Origin of the sequence: Brevundimonas sp. TWP2-1 (genome assembly GCF_049897645.1) — a bacterium.
In the GTDB taxonomy this organism is placed as follows: Bacteria; Pseudomonadota; Alphaproteobacteria; order Caulobacterales; family Caulobacteraceae; genus Brevundimonas.
On record NZ_JAFCWR010000002.1, the window covers coordinates 580826 to 594749 of the forward strand.

General features: G+C 60.9%; 21 protein-coding genes. 2 read left to right on the plus strand and 19 right to left on the minus strand.

The annotated features are described in order from the left end of the window. Positions 1–2 precede the first annotated feature (2 nt). On the minus strand, positions 3–2873 hold the full coding sequence (locus tag ACP7BH_RS13035; RefSeq protein WP_425985856.1) for a tape measure protein: 2871 nt from the start codon (positions 2871–2873) through the stop codon (positions 3–5). 72 nt (positions 2874–2945) lie between these two features. Here ACP7BH_RS13035 and ACP7BH_RS13040 point away from each other — a divergent pair, with 72 nt between their 5' ends. Further along, complete coding sequence (locus ACP7BH_RS13040; protein ID WP_425985858.1) at positions 2946–3386, plus strand: hypothetical protein; 441 nt, start codon at positions 2946–2948, stop codon at positions 3384–3386. 38 nt (positions 3387–3424) lie between these two features. After that, entirely contained in the window at positions 3425–3604 is a 180-nt protein-coding gene (locus ACP7BH_RS13045) for a hypothetical protein (protein ID WP_425985860.1), read from the plus strand. 20 nt (positions 3605–3624) lie between these two features. On the opposite strand, the gene ACP7BH_RS13050 is transcribed toward ACP7BH_RS13045, so the two are convergent. The 18 genes from ACP7BH_RS13050 to ACP7BH_RS13135 all read right to left on the minus strand — a co-directional run bounded on the left by ACP7BH_RS13050 (position 3625) and on the right by ACP7BH_RS13135 (position 13754). After that, on the minus strand, positions 3625–4080 hold the full coding sequence (locus ACP7BH_RS13050; protein ID WP_425985862.1) for a phage tail tube protein: 456 nt from the start codon (positions 4078–4080) through the stop codon (positions 3625–3627). A 52-nt stretch (positions 4081–4132) separates the two neighbouring features. Beyond that, positions 4133–4543: a DUF3168 domain-containing protein gene (locus tag ACP7BH_RS13055; protein WP_425985863.1), complete on the minus strand. Its 411-nt coding sequence runs from the start codon at positions 4541–4543 to the stop codon at positions 4133–4135. A gap of 7 nt (positions 4544–4550) precedes the next feature. Next, complete coding sequence (locus tag ACP7BH_RS13060; protein ID WP_425985865.1) at positions 4551–4985, minus strand: HK97 gp10 family phage protein; 435 nt, start codon at positions 4983–4985, stop codon at positions 4551–4553. After that, complete coding sequence (locus ACP7BH_RS13065; RefSeq protein WP_425985868.1) at positions 4985–5317, minus strand: head-tail adaptor protein; 333 nt, start codon at positions 5315–5317, stop codon at positions 4985–4987. The genes ACP7BH_RS13060 and ACP7BH_RS13065 overlap by 1 nt, the downstream gene beginning before the upstream one ends. Then, complete coding sequence (locus tag ACP7BH_RS13070; RefSeq protein ID WP_425985870.1) at positions 5314–5565, minus strand: hypothetical protein; 252 nt, start codon at positions 5563–5565, stop codon at positions 5314–5316. Before ACP7BH_RS13070 ends, ACP7BH_RS13065 begins: the two co-directional genes overlap by 4 nt. Positions 5566–5574: 9 nt before the next feature. Then, positions 5575–6156, minus strand: coding sequence for a head-tail connector protein (locus ACP7BH_RS13075; RefSeq protein ID WP_425985872.1), 582 nt, complete (start codon positions 6154–6156; stop codon positions 5575–5577). Between the two features lie 77 nt (positions 6157–6233). After that, the gene (locus tag ACP7BH_RS13080) at positions 6234–7421 is read right to left on the minus strand and encodes a phage major capsid protein (protein WP_425985874.1); all 1188 of its coding nucleotides are present in this window, start codon (positions 7419–7421) and stop codon (positions 6234–6236) included. Between the two features lie 59 nt (positions 7422–7480). Next, entirely contained in the window at positions 7481–8140 is a 660-nt protein-coding gene (locus tag ACP7BH_RS13085) for an HK97 family phage prohead protease (RefSeq protein ID WP_425985876.1), read from the minus strand. Then, on the minus strand, positions 8137–9339 hold the full coding sequence (locus ACP7BH_RS13090) for a phage portal protein (RefSeq protein ID WP_425985879.1): 1203 nt from the start codon (positions 9337–9339) through the stop codon (positions 8137–8139). The genes ACP7BH_RS13085 and ACP7BH_RS13090 overlap by 4 nt, the downstream gene beginning before the upstream one ends. A gap of 160 nt (positions 9340–9499) precedes the next feature. After that, on the minus strand, positions 9500–11116 hold the full coding sequence (locus ACP7BH_RS13095) for a terminase TerL endonuclease subunit (RefSeq protein ID WP_425985881.1): 1617 nt from the start codon (positions 11114–11116) through the stop codon (positions 9500–9502). Beyond that, complete coding sequence (locus ACP7BH_RS13100) at positions 11113–11487, minus strand: P27 family phage terminase small subunit (RefSeq protein WP_425985883.1); 375 nt, start codon at positions 11485–11487, stop codon at positions 11113–11115. Before ACP7BH_RS13100 ends, ACP7BH_RS13095 begins: the two co-directional genes overlap by 4 nt. 192 nt (positions 11488–11679) lie before the next feature. Next, positions 11680–11853, minus strand: coding sequence for a hypothetical protein (locus ACP7BH_RS13105; RefSeq protein WP_426043345.1), 174 nt, complete (start codon positions 11851–11853; stop codon positions 11680–11682). Beyond that, positions 11850–12221 carry an HNH endonuclease gene (locus tag ACP7BH_RS13110; RefSeq protein WP_425985888.1) on the minus strand — a complete coding sequence of 124 codons (372 nt, stop codon included), beginning with the start codon at positions 12219–12221 and terminating at the stop codon, positions 11850–11852. Before ACP7BH_RS13110 ends, ACP7BH_RS13105 begins: the two co-directional genes overlap by 4 nt. After that, complete coding sequence (locus ACP7BH_RS13115; RefSeq protein WP_425985890.1) at positions 12184–12357, minus strand: hypothetical protein; 174 nt, start codon at positions 12355–12357, stop codon at positions 12184–12186. Before ACP7BH_RS13115 ends, ACP7BH_RS13110 begins: the two co-directional genes overlap by 38 nt. Next, positions 12354–12632 carry a hypothetical protein gene (locus ACP7BH_RS13120; protein ID WP_425985892.1) on the minus strand — a complete coding sequence of 93 codons (279 nt, stop codon included), beginning with the start codon at positions 12630–12632 and terminating at the stop codon, positions 12354–12356. The genes ACP7BH_RS13115 and ACP7BH_RS13120 overlap by 4 nt, the downstream gene beginning before the upstream one ends. Further along, complete coding sequence (locus tag ACP7BH_RS13125; protein ID WP_425985894.1) at positions 12632–12886, minus strand: hypothetical protein; 255 nt, start codon at positions 12884–12886, stop codon at positions 12632–12634. Before ACP7BH_RS13125 ends, ACP7BH_RS13120 begins: the two co-directional genes overlap by 1 nt. Next, on the minus strand, positions 12886–13110 hold the full coding sequence (locus ACP7BH_RS13130) for a hypothetical protein (protein ID WP_425985896.1): 225 nt from the start codon (positions 13108–13110) through the stop codon (positions 12886–12888). Before ACP7BH_RS13130 ends, ACP7BH_RS13125 begins: the two co-directional genes overlap by 1 nt. After that, complete coding sequence (locus ACP7BH_RS13135; RefSeq protein ID WP_425985898.1) at positions 13107–13754, minus strand: hypothetical protein; 648 nt, start codon at positions 13752–13754, stop codon at positions 13107–13109. Before ACP7BH_RS13135 ends, ACP7BH_RS13130 begins: the two co-directional genes overlap by 4 nt. Positions 13755–13924: the final 170 nt, after the last annotated feature.

Below are 13924 nucleotides of genomic sequence, written 5' to 3' on the forward strand. Positions count from 1 at the left end.
ATTTATCGGCGGACGGCTCCACGCTGCTGGCTGACCATGTTTTGTTGCATCAGGTTCACGGCGTTGTTCGTCGCCGTAATCTGAGACGCGGCGATGTCGTTCCTGATCTGGCTGGCCAAGACCGTATCGTTCGCGTGAACCGTCGTCTGGAAGTTGAAGACAGGCGCACCGTTGCGGCCCCCGGAAGTGCCGTTGCGGAGCTTGCGAACGTCCCCGTTCGGCAAGACCTGAGTTCCCTTCGGAAGGTTCAGAAGCTCCGGTCCAGACTCTCCAACAAGCGTCATCCCGCCTTGGCTCATGTTCGTCCCGATGGCCTTTTTCGCCGGGGTCTTGCCGATGCCGAAGAGGCTCATGAAGCCACCGCCGTCGCCGAAGCCGAGCATGTTAGCCAGAGGGCCGATCACGGCTTTCTGGACCGCGATCCGCATGAGGTCGGCCACGATTTGCTTCGACACGTTGCTGAACATGTCACCCAAATCCTTGGTCCGCATGATGACATCGGTCAGGTCGTCGCCGAGGGTTTCCAAACCTTCGGACATCGAGGTCATGACGTTGGCTTGCCAGTCCTTGGCCGCGTCCACATGCTTCGCGAACGGGTTCTTGCTGCGCTGGTCGTTGTCGAAACTTCCTCGCTCGCTGGCTTGGAATGCTTCGAACGCGGCGGCTTCACCCTGACGACGACGTTCGGCCTCGGCGTCGATGGCGCCGTTCAGACGCTCGCGAGCGCGGGCCTCTTCATGGCGAGCTTCCATCGCCGCTTTCTCGGCGGCTTGGTAGGCGGTGAACGCCTCCCGCTCGATCTCCAGTCGTTCGGCAAGGGTGTCAGCCTGACCCGCGCGATTGCGGGCCGTGGCGTCCAGAATGCGAGCGATGTTGTCTTCGTAAGCGGCTTGTTCGCGAAGGGCGTCGATCCGCTTCTCTTCGATCTCGCGAGCGCGGGCGGCGTTCTGAACTTCAACGCCACGGTCATGAGCGGTCTGGATCGCGGCCTTCGCCGAAGTCGCGGCGGCTTCGGTGATCGCCTTGTCGGAGAGTTGCTGATCGACCGCACGGGTCGCGTCTTCCCGCTCCCACTCCAGACGCTGGAGCGCGAGTTGGTGACGGGCCTCGGCGGTGTTCGCCAGTTCGGCTTGAAGCTCTGTGATCCGGCGGCTGGTGGACCGCTCAAGCTCTTCGGAGTTGCGGCGGACTTCATCGGGATCGGGTGCGTTGTCAGAGCCTCCCGAAGAACGCGATCCGCTCCGATCACTACGGGTCGTCGGCGCGGTGACAGTAGCCACCGGAGGCGGCGCCTTTGCCTCGGCGTCGATTTCCTTCAGGTCAGCTTCAGCGCGAGCGAGTTCGCGTTCATAGCCCGTGACAACGGTTTGCGCGTTGTTCACGTCCGCCTGACGACCTTGGGTCACCGAAGCGCGGCTGGCCGCGCCGACCATGCCGCCACCGGATTGGATGGCCACACCGGCAAAACTGTTCATGTAGTTTTCGGAGGCGACCTGACGGGCGCGAGCGGAGGCCAACGCCGCACGGGCGTTTTTCAGTTGCTCTTTGGTGTTGGCGATAAGCTGGATCGTTTCCTGACGCCGCGCTTGCGCCAGTTCCAACGCCGCCTTCTTCGCCTCGCCATTGGCCTGACGGGCGAGATCGACAGCCTCGCGATATTTGTCAGCCGCCGTCGTGTTGAGTTCGGTTTGCTTCTTGAGTTGCTGCATCGCTGCGGAGCCTTCGTCCGAGCGTTTCTTCAAGAGGTAGACCGCCGCCGCGATGGCGAGGATGGCGACACCAAGAGGCCCGCCGAAGAACGCCATGGAAGCGTTCAGACGGGTCATCGCCGAAGACGCGAGCAACGTCGCCCGGCTGGCGCCGGTCATGCTGGCCGTCATTCCAGCTTGGAAGACGGTAAGGCGCGCGGTCGCGATTTGAGCCGCAACCGTCTGGCCGACATAGGCCGCCATGCTGGAGACGCCGCGAGCGACGATGACCGCGCCGACGATGGCGATAGCCCCGGCGACAGTCCCGATGTTTTCACCGAGCATTTTGATTGCGAACGAAAGCTTCTCGGTCGCGCCGAGGCTCTGATCAGCTTGGCCGACGTATTGGACCAGCGAGGTCTGGAGGTTCTGGAGACTGGCTTCGACGGTCAGCGGTGCCTTCGCGGCCTTGTTGACCATTTCGTCGCTCATGCGCGTCAGCGCGGGGATCAGAACGTCAACTGTCAGCTTGCCGTCGAGCATCGCCTGACGAAGGCGACCAAGGCTTCCGTTCACGCCGGGGATTTCCTTGGCCAAGCCTTGGAAGACGGCCGGGCTGGCGTCGATGATCGAGTTGTATTCTTGAGCCGTCAGCTTGCCGCTCGCAATGGCCTGAGAAAGCTGGAGGATCACAGAAGAGGCTTGAGCCGCGCCCGCGCCCGACACCTTCAATGCCGCTGCGACGCCCTCGGTGATCTTGATCAGGTCGCCTTGGCTGGTTCCGAGGTCACTGGTCGCGGTCGTTAGAGAGCCGAAGAGTTCGGCGACGCTGACGATCTCCGAGCCGTTCGCCTTCGCGATGGCGAATAGCTTCTCTTGCGTCTCGGCCATGTCTTTGGCCGCGACGTTCGCGTTGATCAGCTTGGCTTCGAATCGGGTGAAGGTGTCCGCGAGACGGATCGCCTCTTGGGTCGAGAACGCGGCGGCGAAAGTCCCCGCCATGCTGGACAGAGTGCGGCCGAGGTTCGCCGTCGTCCGGTCGATTTGCTGGACGCTGTTCTGGACAGCTTGCATCGAGCGCGCTGAACGCTGCGCGAACTTGTCGATGCGATTATCAAGTTGAGCGAGGCGGCGTTCGATGTCCCGCGTATCAGCGGTGAACTTGGTTTCTACCCGTGCAGTCATCCCGTATTTATCGGGACGCCTAAATACTCGGTGACTTCACCAAATGGCTCGCGGACTGCCAAAGTCCGCCGCATGGTTGGCGACAACTACTACGATTTGAAAATGGATTTTGACGGCCTTGTTGAGGTTCAGGAAGCGTGTCTACTGAACGGACAAGAGGTCGGCCCCCAATATGTCTTGAACCGCCTTCGAGAGCTTGAGGCGACCGGCGGCGGCTTCCAATCGGTCGGCCGATGGAACCCGATGTGGGTTTATGAGGTGCTTCGCATCGCCCTTGTGCGCGGCGGGCTGGAGCCTCGAAAAGCGATCAAGCTCTGTGATCGCTACATTCGGGAAGGCTTCGTCATGGACTACATCGACACGGCGGCCGATGCCCTGTTTGTCGGTCTCTACGGCCCCGATGACGAACCGGTTGAAACGCCGGGGGAGACGATGACGGAGGCGACCAGCCCGACGCCTTCGGACGAATCAAATGGGGCGTCTTCTATGAGTTCGCCGGATCAGTCGGACTAAACCCTGACACCATGGGGCGAATGAGCCTCTGGCAAATCATGAAGTATCGTCAGGGCTATGTGGCCTCGAAGACGGTTCAGACCGAAGAAGAGAAAGCCAAGGCCGATCTTCAAGCTATCTCCGACGACGATTTCTTCGCGGCGATGGATGCTGAGATCAACGAAGGCGAAGCTATCTCCGAAGAAGAGTTCATCGTTGCAATGAAAAAGGGAGCCTGAGTTTCAGGCTCCCTCTTCTTTTAGACGTTCTTGACGTAGGTCAGTTCGCCCGCTTTTTGCCAAGACATCTGGCAAGTCGCGATTTCCTTGTAGGGACCGTCGATGCCGAAGTTCTGCATCGCAAACGGGCCGGTAAGGGTGAAGCCGTTCTCGCCCAGCATCTTGAACTTAGCGTTGACGATCTGGCCAGCGCGGTCGCCGACGTGAAGGTCAAGGATCATGTCGATGTAGCGAGCGTCGATCTTACCCGCGCCCTCAACCGAGAAATCGCGGCTGACGATCTTACGAACGATATCGTAGGGATCATCGAAGTTATCGAGGTTCGGAACCGAGTCTTCCGAGACGTTCTGAGTGAACGACGCGCTGAGGTTGGTGTTGACCAGACCAACGCGGGTGAAGACTTCCGGGGTTGCACCGTCGCCGATTTCGATGACGAACTGGTGGCCATTAGTCGATTGTAGGTTATTGCGAGCCATTTGTATTTCTCCGAATGGGATTTCGAAGAGTATTTATTCGGATGGCCTCGTTTTACTGATCTTCGAACAAGCTCTCGCCCGCACTCACCAAGTATCGGAAAGATGCCTCTCCCATTTGGGTTTCGTTGTTGTCCTCTTGGAAATAGGTCACGTCTTCGAGACCCCATTCGTCGGTGTCGAAACCCTCGATCTCCAGATAACCCTCCAGAGCATCAATGACCGCTTCGCCAAGCCGCTTCACCGCCGGGCGGCCGGTGGACTTGGTGAACCACTGGAGGTCCACAAAGCATTCGTGTTGCCAGAGGGCGCGGGTGAACGCCTCGTTGGCGAGGACGATGTAGGGGAAAACCGGTTTGGTCGGGACGTGATCGTAGACCCGGCCTTGGACGATGGCGTTGACGGCTTCGTTGGCTTTGAGGGTGTCGATGATCGCCTTTTGAAGAGGAAGAGCGGGGTGTGTCATCGTGTATTTACCCGCTGTGAGCCTTGGCGATCTTCGTCAGGCGGGAGCGGATGCGGCGGTTGTAAGCCTTACGGACTTTGGATCGCGCGGGGTTGATGTAGGGCTGCGCCGGGATGTTCATCTGCGGGGCGCCGTATTCCTGAATCTTGGCGTAATCGACCGGCTTACCTTTGCGCGGACGGCCCGATTTCATGACGTAGGTCCGCGTCCCGACTTTTCGGGTGGTCGCTTCACCGCCGACGTAAACGGCGAAGCCGCCGGTGACGGCGACGACATCAACCGACCGTTCGATCCCGCCCTTGTCCTTGGGGGCCACGGCGCGGATTTTCGCGGCCAGAGCCTCGGCTGAGACTTGGCTTTCTCGCTGGATCATCGCCTCAACTTCGCGGGTGTATTGGCGGGTCGCGTGTTTGAACGGACGGGCGTCTACGGTCACGCGCATCAGCGCACCGCCTCGCACGTCAGCGTCAGATCGCCATTATCCAGATCGAGAATGTGTTTGATCAGGTAGACGGTCTTGGAGCGGACGTTCACCAGCCGGTCGGATGGCTCGATCTGGAGCGTCGTCGGGTTGCGGCGGATCGTGATCTCGAAGGGCGACACCTCGGCCAAGCGAGCTTGGCGAACTTGCTCGCCACCCTTCATCGGCTGGACGCTGGCCGGGATCGAGGCGAAGCGAACACGCCACTCGCCGGTGTGGTTGCCATAGCCGTCATCGACCGTCCGCTGACGTTCGACCGTGATCAGTTGTCGAAGTTTCCCGGCCGCGATCATGCCTTGGTCTTCCAACGCTTACGCATGGTCGTGCGGGTGACCTTTGTCACCGGAGGTTCGAAGTAGTCGTCGGCCAGATCGTCGGGATCGGCGAGGATATCGTCAGGGACGACTTCGCCCACGCCGAGATCGAGCATCATCGCCACCACGTCGTCGGGGACGTGCGGATAGGTGTTGTCTTGAAGGTAGGCGACGGTCCCGTTTTTGACCGGGAAATCCATGTCGCGGAAGAAAGTGACGGTCTTCATGGCCGCACCTCAAAACCGCTTGAGTTGCGCCAATAGGCGCGACACGCCGATGGGCGTTTCGCGGACGCTGGCTTCGGTGGAAGCCTCTCGATTCTTGAACCACTCCCCGACCAAAAGGCGAACCGCGTGGCGGGCCTTGGCCGGGGTCTGAGACGGGTCGCCGTAGCCAGCGACGAAGGTGACCTTCACCGAGCCGGGGACGCGGGCGGGGACCGGCGGCGAGTTGTAGAACGCGACCATTGCGGGGTGGCGGTCAAAGTCGGTGTGGTAGGTCGCGGGGTCGATGGTCTGAACCACCCCGGCCTGATCGACGTAGGTGATCGCCGTGATCGACTGGATCGGGCCGAGCGGGATCGAGAAACACGACGGAAGGTGATCGAGGGTCGCGCGCCAAGTCTGGCTGACGAACACCGCGCCCGTGGATGACGGGCCTTCGATGGTGTCGGTGGCGGCTTCGACCAGCGTGGTCAGGAAGTCGTCCACTTCGTCGTAGTCGGAGGCGCCGACATGCGCCTTCGCATCGTCCAGCGAGATCAAAGGATCAGCGGGCGGGGTGATGCGGGTCAGGTTGTTCCACGGGATCGTCGTCATCCAGTATTTAGGCGGACATGACAAAGCCCCGGCGCGGACGCCGGGGCCTGTCAGTTCTTTCGATCTGATCGAAACGCTTAGGCGTTCGGGACCAGAAGGATCGAGGCGTAGGGATTGACGATTTTCGCGTCATACGAAGCGAAGCCAGCGACGCCTTCCATGTTCTTGCGGAAGAACACTTCTTGCGAGGTCTTGATGTAAAGACCGCCGACCTGACGGACCCATTGGGTTTGACCGAAGTCACCCAGAGCCACTTCGTTTTCCGCCATCAGGTTGTTGATGACGTAAGGGCGGCCGAGGATCGTGGCCGGGACGCCTTGCGAGTAGTTGCCTTGGAAGACGACCGGGGCGCCGTCAGTTGCCTTGAGCAGACGGAGCTTGTTCAGCGTCTTGCGCGACAGCATGTAGGACGACGTGGCCAGATAGGCTTCGTCCAGTTCCTCTTCGAGGTTCATGAGGTCTTCGAAGGTCGGTGCGGTGCCAGCGGCTTCAACGGTGCGGGTGGCCGTCTTCAGACCCGAGATCAGGCCCTGCGGTTGGGTCGTGCCGTTGCCGTTCGTCAGACGCTGGTTCAGGAGGCGAGCCATGCGGACGCCGAACTGACGGGTGACGTAGCCGTTCAGGTCGAACGTGCCATCGCGCTTCATCTGCGACGTGATCGCGACAATACCGGTGCCGTATTCGTGGGCGCCGAAGCGAACCTTGTCGAAGTTGAAATCGGTGTCGGGGTGTTCACCGGCCTCGGCGACTTCGTAGGCCAGACCTTCACGGTCGTCGGCGGTCGGAATGTCGAAGTCGTTGCCCGACGCCGAGTTCCAGATAAAGCCAACCTTGCCCGAGAGCATCGGGCCGGTCGAAGCGATGACTTCGATGATCTTGTCTGAGAGGGTCGTCGGGACGAACACGCCACCGGCTTCCGGGGTCAGCGTCGATTGCGGGGAGGCGTCGCGAAGTGCCGACTGGTCGCCCGTGTTCAGGTAGGTGCGGAAAGCCTTGGCTTCGCGGACTTCGACCGATTGCTCTTCCGAGCGATCTTCCGTCTTCGCGATTGCCGGGCGGCTGACAGCCGAGGCGCCCAGAGCGGCCTTGCGGGTCGCAATCTTGTCAGCGGCGTCAGCGCGAGCTTCGAGAGCTTCGGCTTCGTCCTTGAGAGTCGTGGCCTTCGCCACGTCTTCGGCCGAGGGAGCTTCCGAGGTCAGGATAGCTTCGGCTTCGTCGTATTTCTTCGACGCATCAGCGCGAAGTTCGTAAGTGTTGAGGGCCATTGAATAGTTCTCCGAATGGGGTTTCGGTTTATTTATTCAACGGCCCCAAGTAGACGGACTTAGGCCAACTTGGACTTGAGGCGGCTCTTCTTAAGCTGGATCAAAGCAACCTGCGCGGAATAGTCGGCGCGAACCTCTTCAACGATTTCCTCGGCCGGAGTCTGTTCAGCTTCCCACTTGTCATAGGAGCGGACGGCGGCTTCGGTCGCCGGGTATGCCGGGAACACGACCGGGCTGATCTCGAAAAGGTCGATGTCGGTGATCGTGCGGACGCGCGTCCCGTCTTCGCGGCGCGACCATTCGTCGTCGCGGGAGACCATGCCGAATGACATTTGGACATCACCGTCGCGGGCGGCGGCCAACATCATCGGGTCCATGCGCTCAAGGCTCATGGAGAAACGAAGGCCGACTTCATCCTCGGTCAGGATCAAATTGTCGGCGCGCGTCGATGCCAGCGGCTTCGATGTGTCATGGCTCCAGAAGGCCACGATGTGATCGCCGTTGGCGACACCAGCCAGCGAACGGGTGCAGCTACCGGGCGCCATGCGTTCGATGAACTCTTCACCGCGATCCCACATGAGAACCGAGTCCGAATTCCAGACGATGGCGTAGCCTTCGAGGCGCGGCGCGCGGGTCTCGGTTGCCTCGCCTTCACCGACTGTCTCCGGCTGGAGGAAGCGGTATTCGGCGATTTTGAAGTTGCGGATTTCCTTGGTCATTGGGCGTCTTCCTCGGCCGGTTCCACCGGCGCATTGGGGGTGTTGGGTGCGACGGGCGCGGGAGCCGGTTCGTTGGCTTTCTTGATGGTCGCGGCGGCCAGATCGCTCGCCATGGAAAGCGGGACGGTGGCTTGCTGGACGAAGAGTTGATCGCCGCCGTCCAACGGCTCGCGGCCTTCAAGGGCGCGGGCTTCGTTGGGCGTCAGGAACCCGCCCTGAACACCCGTGCGGTGGCCTTCCATGCGGGTCGAGTAGTCGGCGCGAAGGAAGCCATCGACGTTGACGCGAAGGGTCTGTTGTTTGCCGACGAACTTGGCGTTCATCTGCGCTTCGAACTGCCGAATGATCGGCATGAGCGTGTTCTGGACCAGAACCCGAGCTTGTTGTTCGGTGTTGCTGAACGTCCCGGTGGAGAGGTCTTGAAGGAAGACCGGCGGGAGGTTGAACACCCGTGCGATCTCCACGATCAGGAACTTGCGAAGCTCCAGAAGCTGGAGGTCGCCGGGACGAACGCCGATCTCTTTCAGTTCGAAGCCGGGGACGTTGCAATAGAACTGCGCGTCGGTCTCGGCGGCTCGTTTGAGGCCGTCCACGGCCGCGCGCCAAGCTTGTTCGATCTGCGGGCCGGTGATGGATTCCGGCGGGAGGCTGCAAACCAACTGCATCGGAACCATGCCGCTCTTGAACGTGCGGGCGGCGTATTTCTCGGCTGCGATGGCCAAACCGATGGTGTGGCGGTTCATCACGACCGGCGACGGGCGAAGGGTCACCGGATCGGGAAGACGAACAAGGTCAATGACGTTGCGAACGTCGTATTCGTGAACCTGACCGTTGGGGTCGGTATAGGCGAAATAGCGTTGTTCGCGTGTCAGACCAGTCCCGGTCGTCACCGACCGAACTTTGACGGCCAGCTTGTCGGGATCGAGCGGCCATAGGTTCAGAATGCGGTCATCGTTCGCGCGCTCGATCAGCGTCGAAGCCCGACCCTTGGTGTAGTAATGAAGGATCAGACCCTTCAACCAATCGACCGCCGTGGTCCCATCTTCGTTGATGGTCCCGCCGTCACGAACGAAGCTGGCCTCATGGCTCTCGTTGTCCCGGCTGGTCTTGCCAGCGCGGGTCTTCTCAATGTGGATCGGAAGCTGACAAAAAGCGTCAGCCACCGCATTGAGTGCGCTGGAGAATGCCGTGATCTCCATAGCGTTGACTTCATTCACACCCTCGCCGGAGTGGCTGACGGTGGAATGACTTGCCAGATCGCTCCAAGTCTTCGGATCGCGAAGGTTGGGGCGTTGAAAGTCGTTTGCTGACCTTTTCTCGAAAAAACCGAAGAACATGCGGGTATTTATCGAGAACGGTTCAGAAGACCGGGATTTGGAAGCCTTCCTTGAACGGCAAGAACGCGACCTTCTCTTGATCGCGGTCCACTTGCTTCATGGCCATGGCAATCGACAGAGCCACCGCGCCGTCGATGCGGGCCGTGGCGCGCGGCTTGATCAGGCGTCGCTTGTCTTGCTCTTCCTTCACCACGGCGTTCGCCAGACACATGTTCATGACCGGATTGCCGTCCAGACGGACATTGCGGGTCAGGAAGGCGTCACCGATGGCGTTGACCGCCTTGGTCCCGTCGTTGCCGCCGTTGCCCCATCGGACGCCGAGGATGTCGAACGTCCCGTCCTTGCCGACCGTCTTACCCTTGAGGCCGACGTGGCGGATCACGTCGTCAGCGTGGTTGAAGTCGTAGACCAGAGCCTTGACCCTGTAGCGCGTGGCCAGTTCCACGATCAGGTCGGCGATATCTTCGCCGGGGACCGTCTCGCCTTCCGGCGTGATGATCCAGCCAGCCTTCGCCCATTCGGCATAGGGGCGATGGTCTCGCTTGCCGTGGCTGGCGATGGTGGTCTTCGGCTTGAAGAACCACGCCTTCACACGGTGCGGATAGTCCGCCGAGAGTAGAGCGAGGGCCGTGAAGTCCGTCCGCTTGGCCACGTCGAGACCGATGTAGACTTCTTCGCCGTCCTTGAAGGTCGCGGCCAGTTCTTGGGTCAGGGTCGGAGCCGGAGCTTCCCCGTTCGGGTTTGCCGCGAGGATGATGTCAGATCGGAAGAACTGGCTCTCGGCCGAGACGCGCTGATTGAGGTAGCGGAGGCGGAAATTGGCTTCGAGTGATGGGTCGTTGATCGCGTCGGCTGCCGCCGTGGCGATACTGGCTTCCTTCTTCCAACTCGCCAGCGCGGGGTTCGCCGCAAGCCATGCTTCACGGTCGTCCAGAGCGCACCCTTCCGGCGCCGAGTAGACGTGAACGACGTTGTGAGCGACCGGGTTGGCCAACTGGTTGTCGATCATCTTGGTGAAGGGGTGCGACGGGTCGTCGTTTTGGGTCGAGATCGCCGTCGCCAGCGGGTTCGCCCGAAGCTGCTGACTGTCGAAGAGAACGTCCCAAAGGGCGCGGTCGCTGGCCTCGCCGAACTCGTCGTAGACGAAGAAATCGGCGCCCAGACCGTGCTTCGATTTCACGACCGCCGAGAGAGCCTTGTAGGTGGACTTGTAGGAGCCACGGTTTTCGTCGGTGACCTCGATGATCGACACATGGTCACGGACCCAAAGCGACCGCTTCAGCCACGGGGTCATTTCGATGATGTCCACGACCATCTTGAAGACGACGCGGGCCTGATCCCGGTCCACGGCGGCCGAGTAGATTTGACCGTTGAAGACCGACGCCGGGCCGATCAGGTGAGCGAGGATCAGGCCAGCGATCAACGCGGTCTTGGCGTTCTTTCGCGCACAAGACAGGATCGCCGAACGGACCACTCGGCGACCGTCCGGTTTGACCGGCTCATAGACATCTCTGATCCATGCCTCTTGCCACGGGTCCACCGTGAACGGCTGGCCAGCGGCCTCACCATCGGTGATCGGGAGCTTGCGGAGGAAGGCAATGATCTTGTCCGCCATCGTGGGATCGCGGACGACGGTCATGGAAGAAGGTCATCCAGATCGTCGGGGTCGGAGTTGGCCTTGGCCGGTTCAGCCGCGAGCGCGCCCTTGCGGTTGGCGAGGGCTTGGGTGGTCTGGTTGATCAGGCGGATCGCATCGGCCTGAATACGGACGGCCGGGTGTTGGATCAGTTGGCCTTGTGAGCCGACCGAGAACAACGACTTGTTCTCTTTGAGAGACTTGTTCGCGTCGCGAAGATTGCAGATCGCCGAGACCAAGGACTCCAGCGACGGCATGTCAGCGGCGTCGTAATAGTCCTTCGGCTTGGCGTCGATTACCTCGATCCAGACCTTCTTTGCGGCGGGGGATAGATGCGCGGGCGGCTTGTTCGGCCCTGCGTTATTTGAACTCATCCAGTATTTAGGAGAGCAAAAAAACTTTGAGCGGAGGCAAACTCTCTACGGAGGGGGGCGTGTGGTGTTTGGACCGGGCCTTCGCCAGCGATCAGACCACCCCCTCCCTCTCCGAGATCGACCGGCGGGACATGGGCGAACCCGCCGGTCGTGCGCTTCTCTGGAGGACGGACGGTTCGTCACCGCCCACTTCTATTTAGTCAGGATCGCCGTGATCTGATCCCTGACGCTGACCTTCGGCCAAGGGTCTTTGGAGAGGTTCACCGTCATGGTTCGACGCCGACGATAGGTCGGGTCTTTGAAGTCGGTGGAAGCTTCGAACGCATCGCAAGCCGCCGCGATTTCGGCTGGTGTCATTCGCTTCATGATCGCTTGTTGAAGGGGTGGTTCGGGTCAGTAGGGAAGCCGTCCAGTCCTACCGCTTCATGATGGCCACGGCTCTCGATCTGCTTCTTCAGGCTGTTGTGACAGGGGTTGCACAACGGTTGCCAGTTGGTCCGTTCCCAGAAGAGTTTCAGGTCGCCTCGGTGCGGCTGGATATGGTCCACACATTGAGCCGCAACGGTGCGGCCTTGGTCCTCATGGAACCGGCATAGGGGATGCTGATCGAGGAACGCCTTGGCCGCCTTAGCCCAGCGGTGATCATAGAGGTGATGGTAGGATCGGGACTGTAGGTGCACCGAGTATTTAGGGGTGTCACCCCAACCAGCGGCGCACCCACGACAACCACCCATCGGCCATTCGACCCCGCGACTTTAGGGTGGCGTTGGTGTCCATCCAGTAGATCACCACACCGCTCACGACGGGCTTGGTTCCCGGCGGTCCTTCGACCCACTGGTTGGTGGCGGGACAGACGAAGCGCGGACTCATTGGCCAGCCCTCGCGATCAGGGCCTCGGCCACGTTGTCCACGATCTCGATCTCGCCGGTGTCGTCGGTGAAGGTCTCGCCTTCTTCCACCCAAACGACCCGCTTCCCGTTCCCGTCGTTGATCGAGAACGGACGGTCGAAGTTGGTGATCAGCGGCGCCAGATTGACGCCTTGCTGGAGAAGGTAGGGGCGAACGGAGGCGTCGAAGACCGGCGTGTTGTTGTCGTCCAGAACGACGACGGAAGTCCCGAACGGGGAGTGTCTGAAGGTCAGCATTATTGACCCTTCCAGTGTTTGAGATTGTAGGCGCGAAGGGCGTCGTGATCGCCGCCGGTCGCTTCGATGGCCTTGGCCAGATACTTGGCCACCCACGGTTCGTCTGGGTCCGCCATCGGCATTCCGATGGAGGTCATGGCGCGGGCGATGGCGAAGAGTTCTTCCCGGCGGCGATCTTCGTAGGTCGCCACGAACTCGGCGAAGAGTTCTTCGTAGGCTTCGGCGATCTCGGCGGGCGTGTCGGCGTGGGCCATCACTTACCGCCTTTCTGAACCGCCCTGCTGACGGTCTGGACGACCTTCACGACGTTGGCGACGGCCAGACCGAGGGCGACCGTGGCGTAGGTGATCAGGACGGCGCCGGTGGCCTTCAGACCGACGTTGAGGACCAGATCGTTGTCGAGGGCGAGACCCGACAGGGCCACCAGAACGGTGGCCCCACCAAGGGCGAGAAGACTATCTCGAAGGTCGTGGATCATTTCGCACCGCCCTTCGGAGCGCGGGGCTTGCGGGGTTTGGCAACCTTGGCTTCGGTATTCTGCCGTTCAGCGATCAGATTGTAGGCTTCGGCCCGAGCCGAGGCGGCCTCATCATACGGGTCGATTGCAACCATCTTCGCGGTGCGATCACCGCGAATCTCCAGAGCGATCCCGCCTTGATCGAAGAGAGCCTTGCGAAGGTTCGGTTCGCCGGTCTTGGCCGCTTCCACGTTCGCCACGGCGTTGGAGATCGTGGAGCGGATCGAGGCGCGAGTTTCCTCGGCGGATGCCTCCAGAGCGGCTTGGTAATTCTCGACAAGCTCCAGTCGGGCGCCGAGGTCGCTGGCCACGATGGTCAGGTCACCACGGGTCGGACGATCAGACAGGCGTTCGTTGATCAGCGAGATCGCGACGTTGTTCCCGTCTTGGAAGACCAGAACGTCGCCTTGGAGGGCCTTGAGGTCGCGGCGGGTGGCGCCGAGTTCGGCGCGAGTGGCCGTAAGGGCGAGGCTGGACGCCTTAGAGGCCAGATCGCTTTCGATGCGATCCAGTTGATTGACCTTCGCGAAGAGGGCCGTGAAATATCGTTGAATGAAAGTCATGAAGTATCTCCAGAAATGAAAATGGACCGGAAGCTCTGCCAAGCCATCCGGTCCATTCTCCTTCGCCGCTGTTCAGAGCGAAGCGTTCTGGTGAAAGATGGCAGTCTTTCGAATCTCATTTCTATTTAGTCTGGAGCGTCGAAGTGCTGACACACGCCACCTTTTGCGGCCGTCCCTGCCGGTCGGCGTGTCTTCGGCTTGGGTCTTGGACA

Coding starts and splice junctions, on each gene's coding strand:
- ACP7BH_RS13035 (WP_425985856.1), bottom strand. CDS start 2,873: ATGACTGCACGGGTAGAAACCAAGTTCACCGCTGATACGCGGGACATC.
- ACP7BH_RS13040 (WP_425985858.1), top strand. CDS start 2,946: ATGGTTGGCGACAACTACTACGATTTGAAAATGGATTTTGACGGCCTT.
- ACP7BH_RS13045 (WP_425985860.1), top strand. CDS start 3,425: ATGAAGTATCGTCAGGGCTATGTGGCCTCGAAGACGGTTCAGACCGAA.
- ACP7BH_RS13050 (WP_425985862.1), bottom strand. CDS start 4,080: ATGGCTCGCAATAACCTACAATCGACTAATGGCCACCAGTTCGTCATC.
- ACP7BH_RS13055 (WP_425985863.1), bottom strand. CDS start 4,543: ATGACACACCCCGCTCTTCCTCTTCAAAAGGCGATCATCGACACCCTC.
- ACP7BH_RS13060 (WP_425985865.1), bottom strand. CDS start 4,985: ATGCGCGTGACCGTAGACGCCCGTCCGTTCAAACACGCGACCCGCCAA.
- ACP7BH_RS13065 (WP_425985868.1), bottom strand. CDS start 5,317: ATGATCGCGGCCGGGAAACTTCGACAACTGATCACGGTCGAACGTCAG.
- ACP7BH_RS13070 (WP_425985870.1), bottom strand. CDS start 5,565: ATGAAGACCGTCACTTTCTTCCGCGACATGGATTTCCCGGTCAAAAAC.
- ACP7BH_RS13075 (WP_425985872.1), bottom strand. CDS start 6,156: ATGACGACGATCCCGTGGAACAACCTGACCCGCATCACCCCGCCCGCT.
- ACP7BH_RS13080 (WP_425985874.1), bottom strand. CDS start 7,421: ATGGCCCTCAACACTTACGAACTTCGCGCTGATGCGTCGAAGAAATAC.
- ACP7BH_RS13085 (WP_425985876.1), bottom strand. CDS start 8,140: ATGACCAAGGAAATCCGCAACTTCAAAATCGCCGAATACCGCTTCCTC.
- ACP7BH_RS13090 (WP_425985879.1), bottom strand. CDS start 9,339: ATGGAGATCACGGCATTCTCCAGCGCACTCAATGCGGTGGCTGACGCT.
- ACP7BH_RS13095 (WP_425985881.1), bottom strand. CDS start 11,116: ATGACCGTCGTCCGCGATCCCACGATGGCGGACAAGATCATTGCCTTC.
- ACP7BH_RS13100 (WP_425985883.1), bottom strand. CDS start 11,487: ATGAGTTCAAATAACGCAGGGCCGAACAAGCCGCCCGCGCATCTATCC.
- ACP7BH_RS13105 (WP_426043345.1), bottom strand. CDS start 11,853: ATGAAGCGAATGACACCAGCCGAAATCGCGGCGGCTTGCGATGCGTTC.
- ACP7BH_RS13110 (WP_425985888.1), bottom strand. CDS start 12,221: ATGGGTGGTTGTCGTGGGTGCGCCGCTGGTTGGGGTGACACCCCTAAA.
- ACP7BH_RS13115 (WP_425985890.1), bottom strand. CDS start 12,357: ATGAGTCCGCGCTTCGTCTGTCCCGCCACCAACCAGTGGGTCGAAGGA.
- ACP7BH_RS13120 (WP_425985892.1), bottom strand. CDS start 12,632: ATGCTGACCTTCAGACACTCCCCGTTCGGGACTTCCGTCGTCGTTCTG.
- ACP7BH_RS13125 (WP_425985894.1), bottom strand. CDS start 12,886: ATGGCCCACGCCGACACGCCCGCCGAGATCGCCGAAGCCTACGAAGAA.
- ACP7BH_RS13130 (WP_425985896.1), bottom strand. CDS start 13,110: ATGATCCACGACCTTCGAGATAGTCTTCTCGCCCTTGGTGGGGCCACC.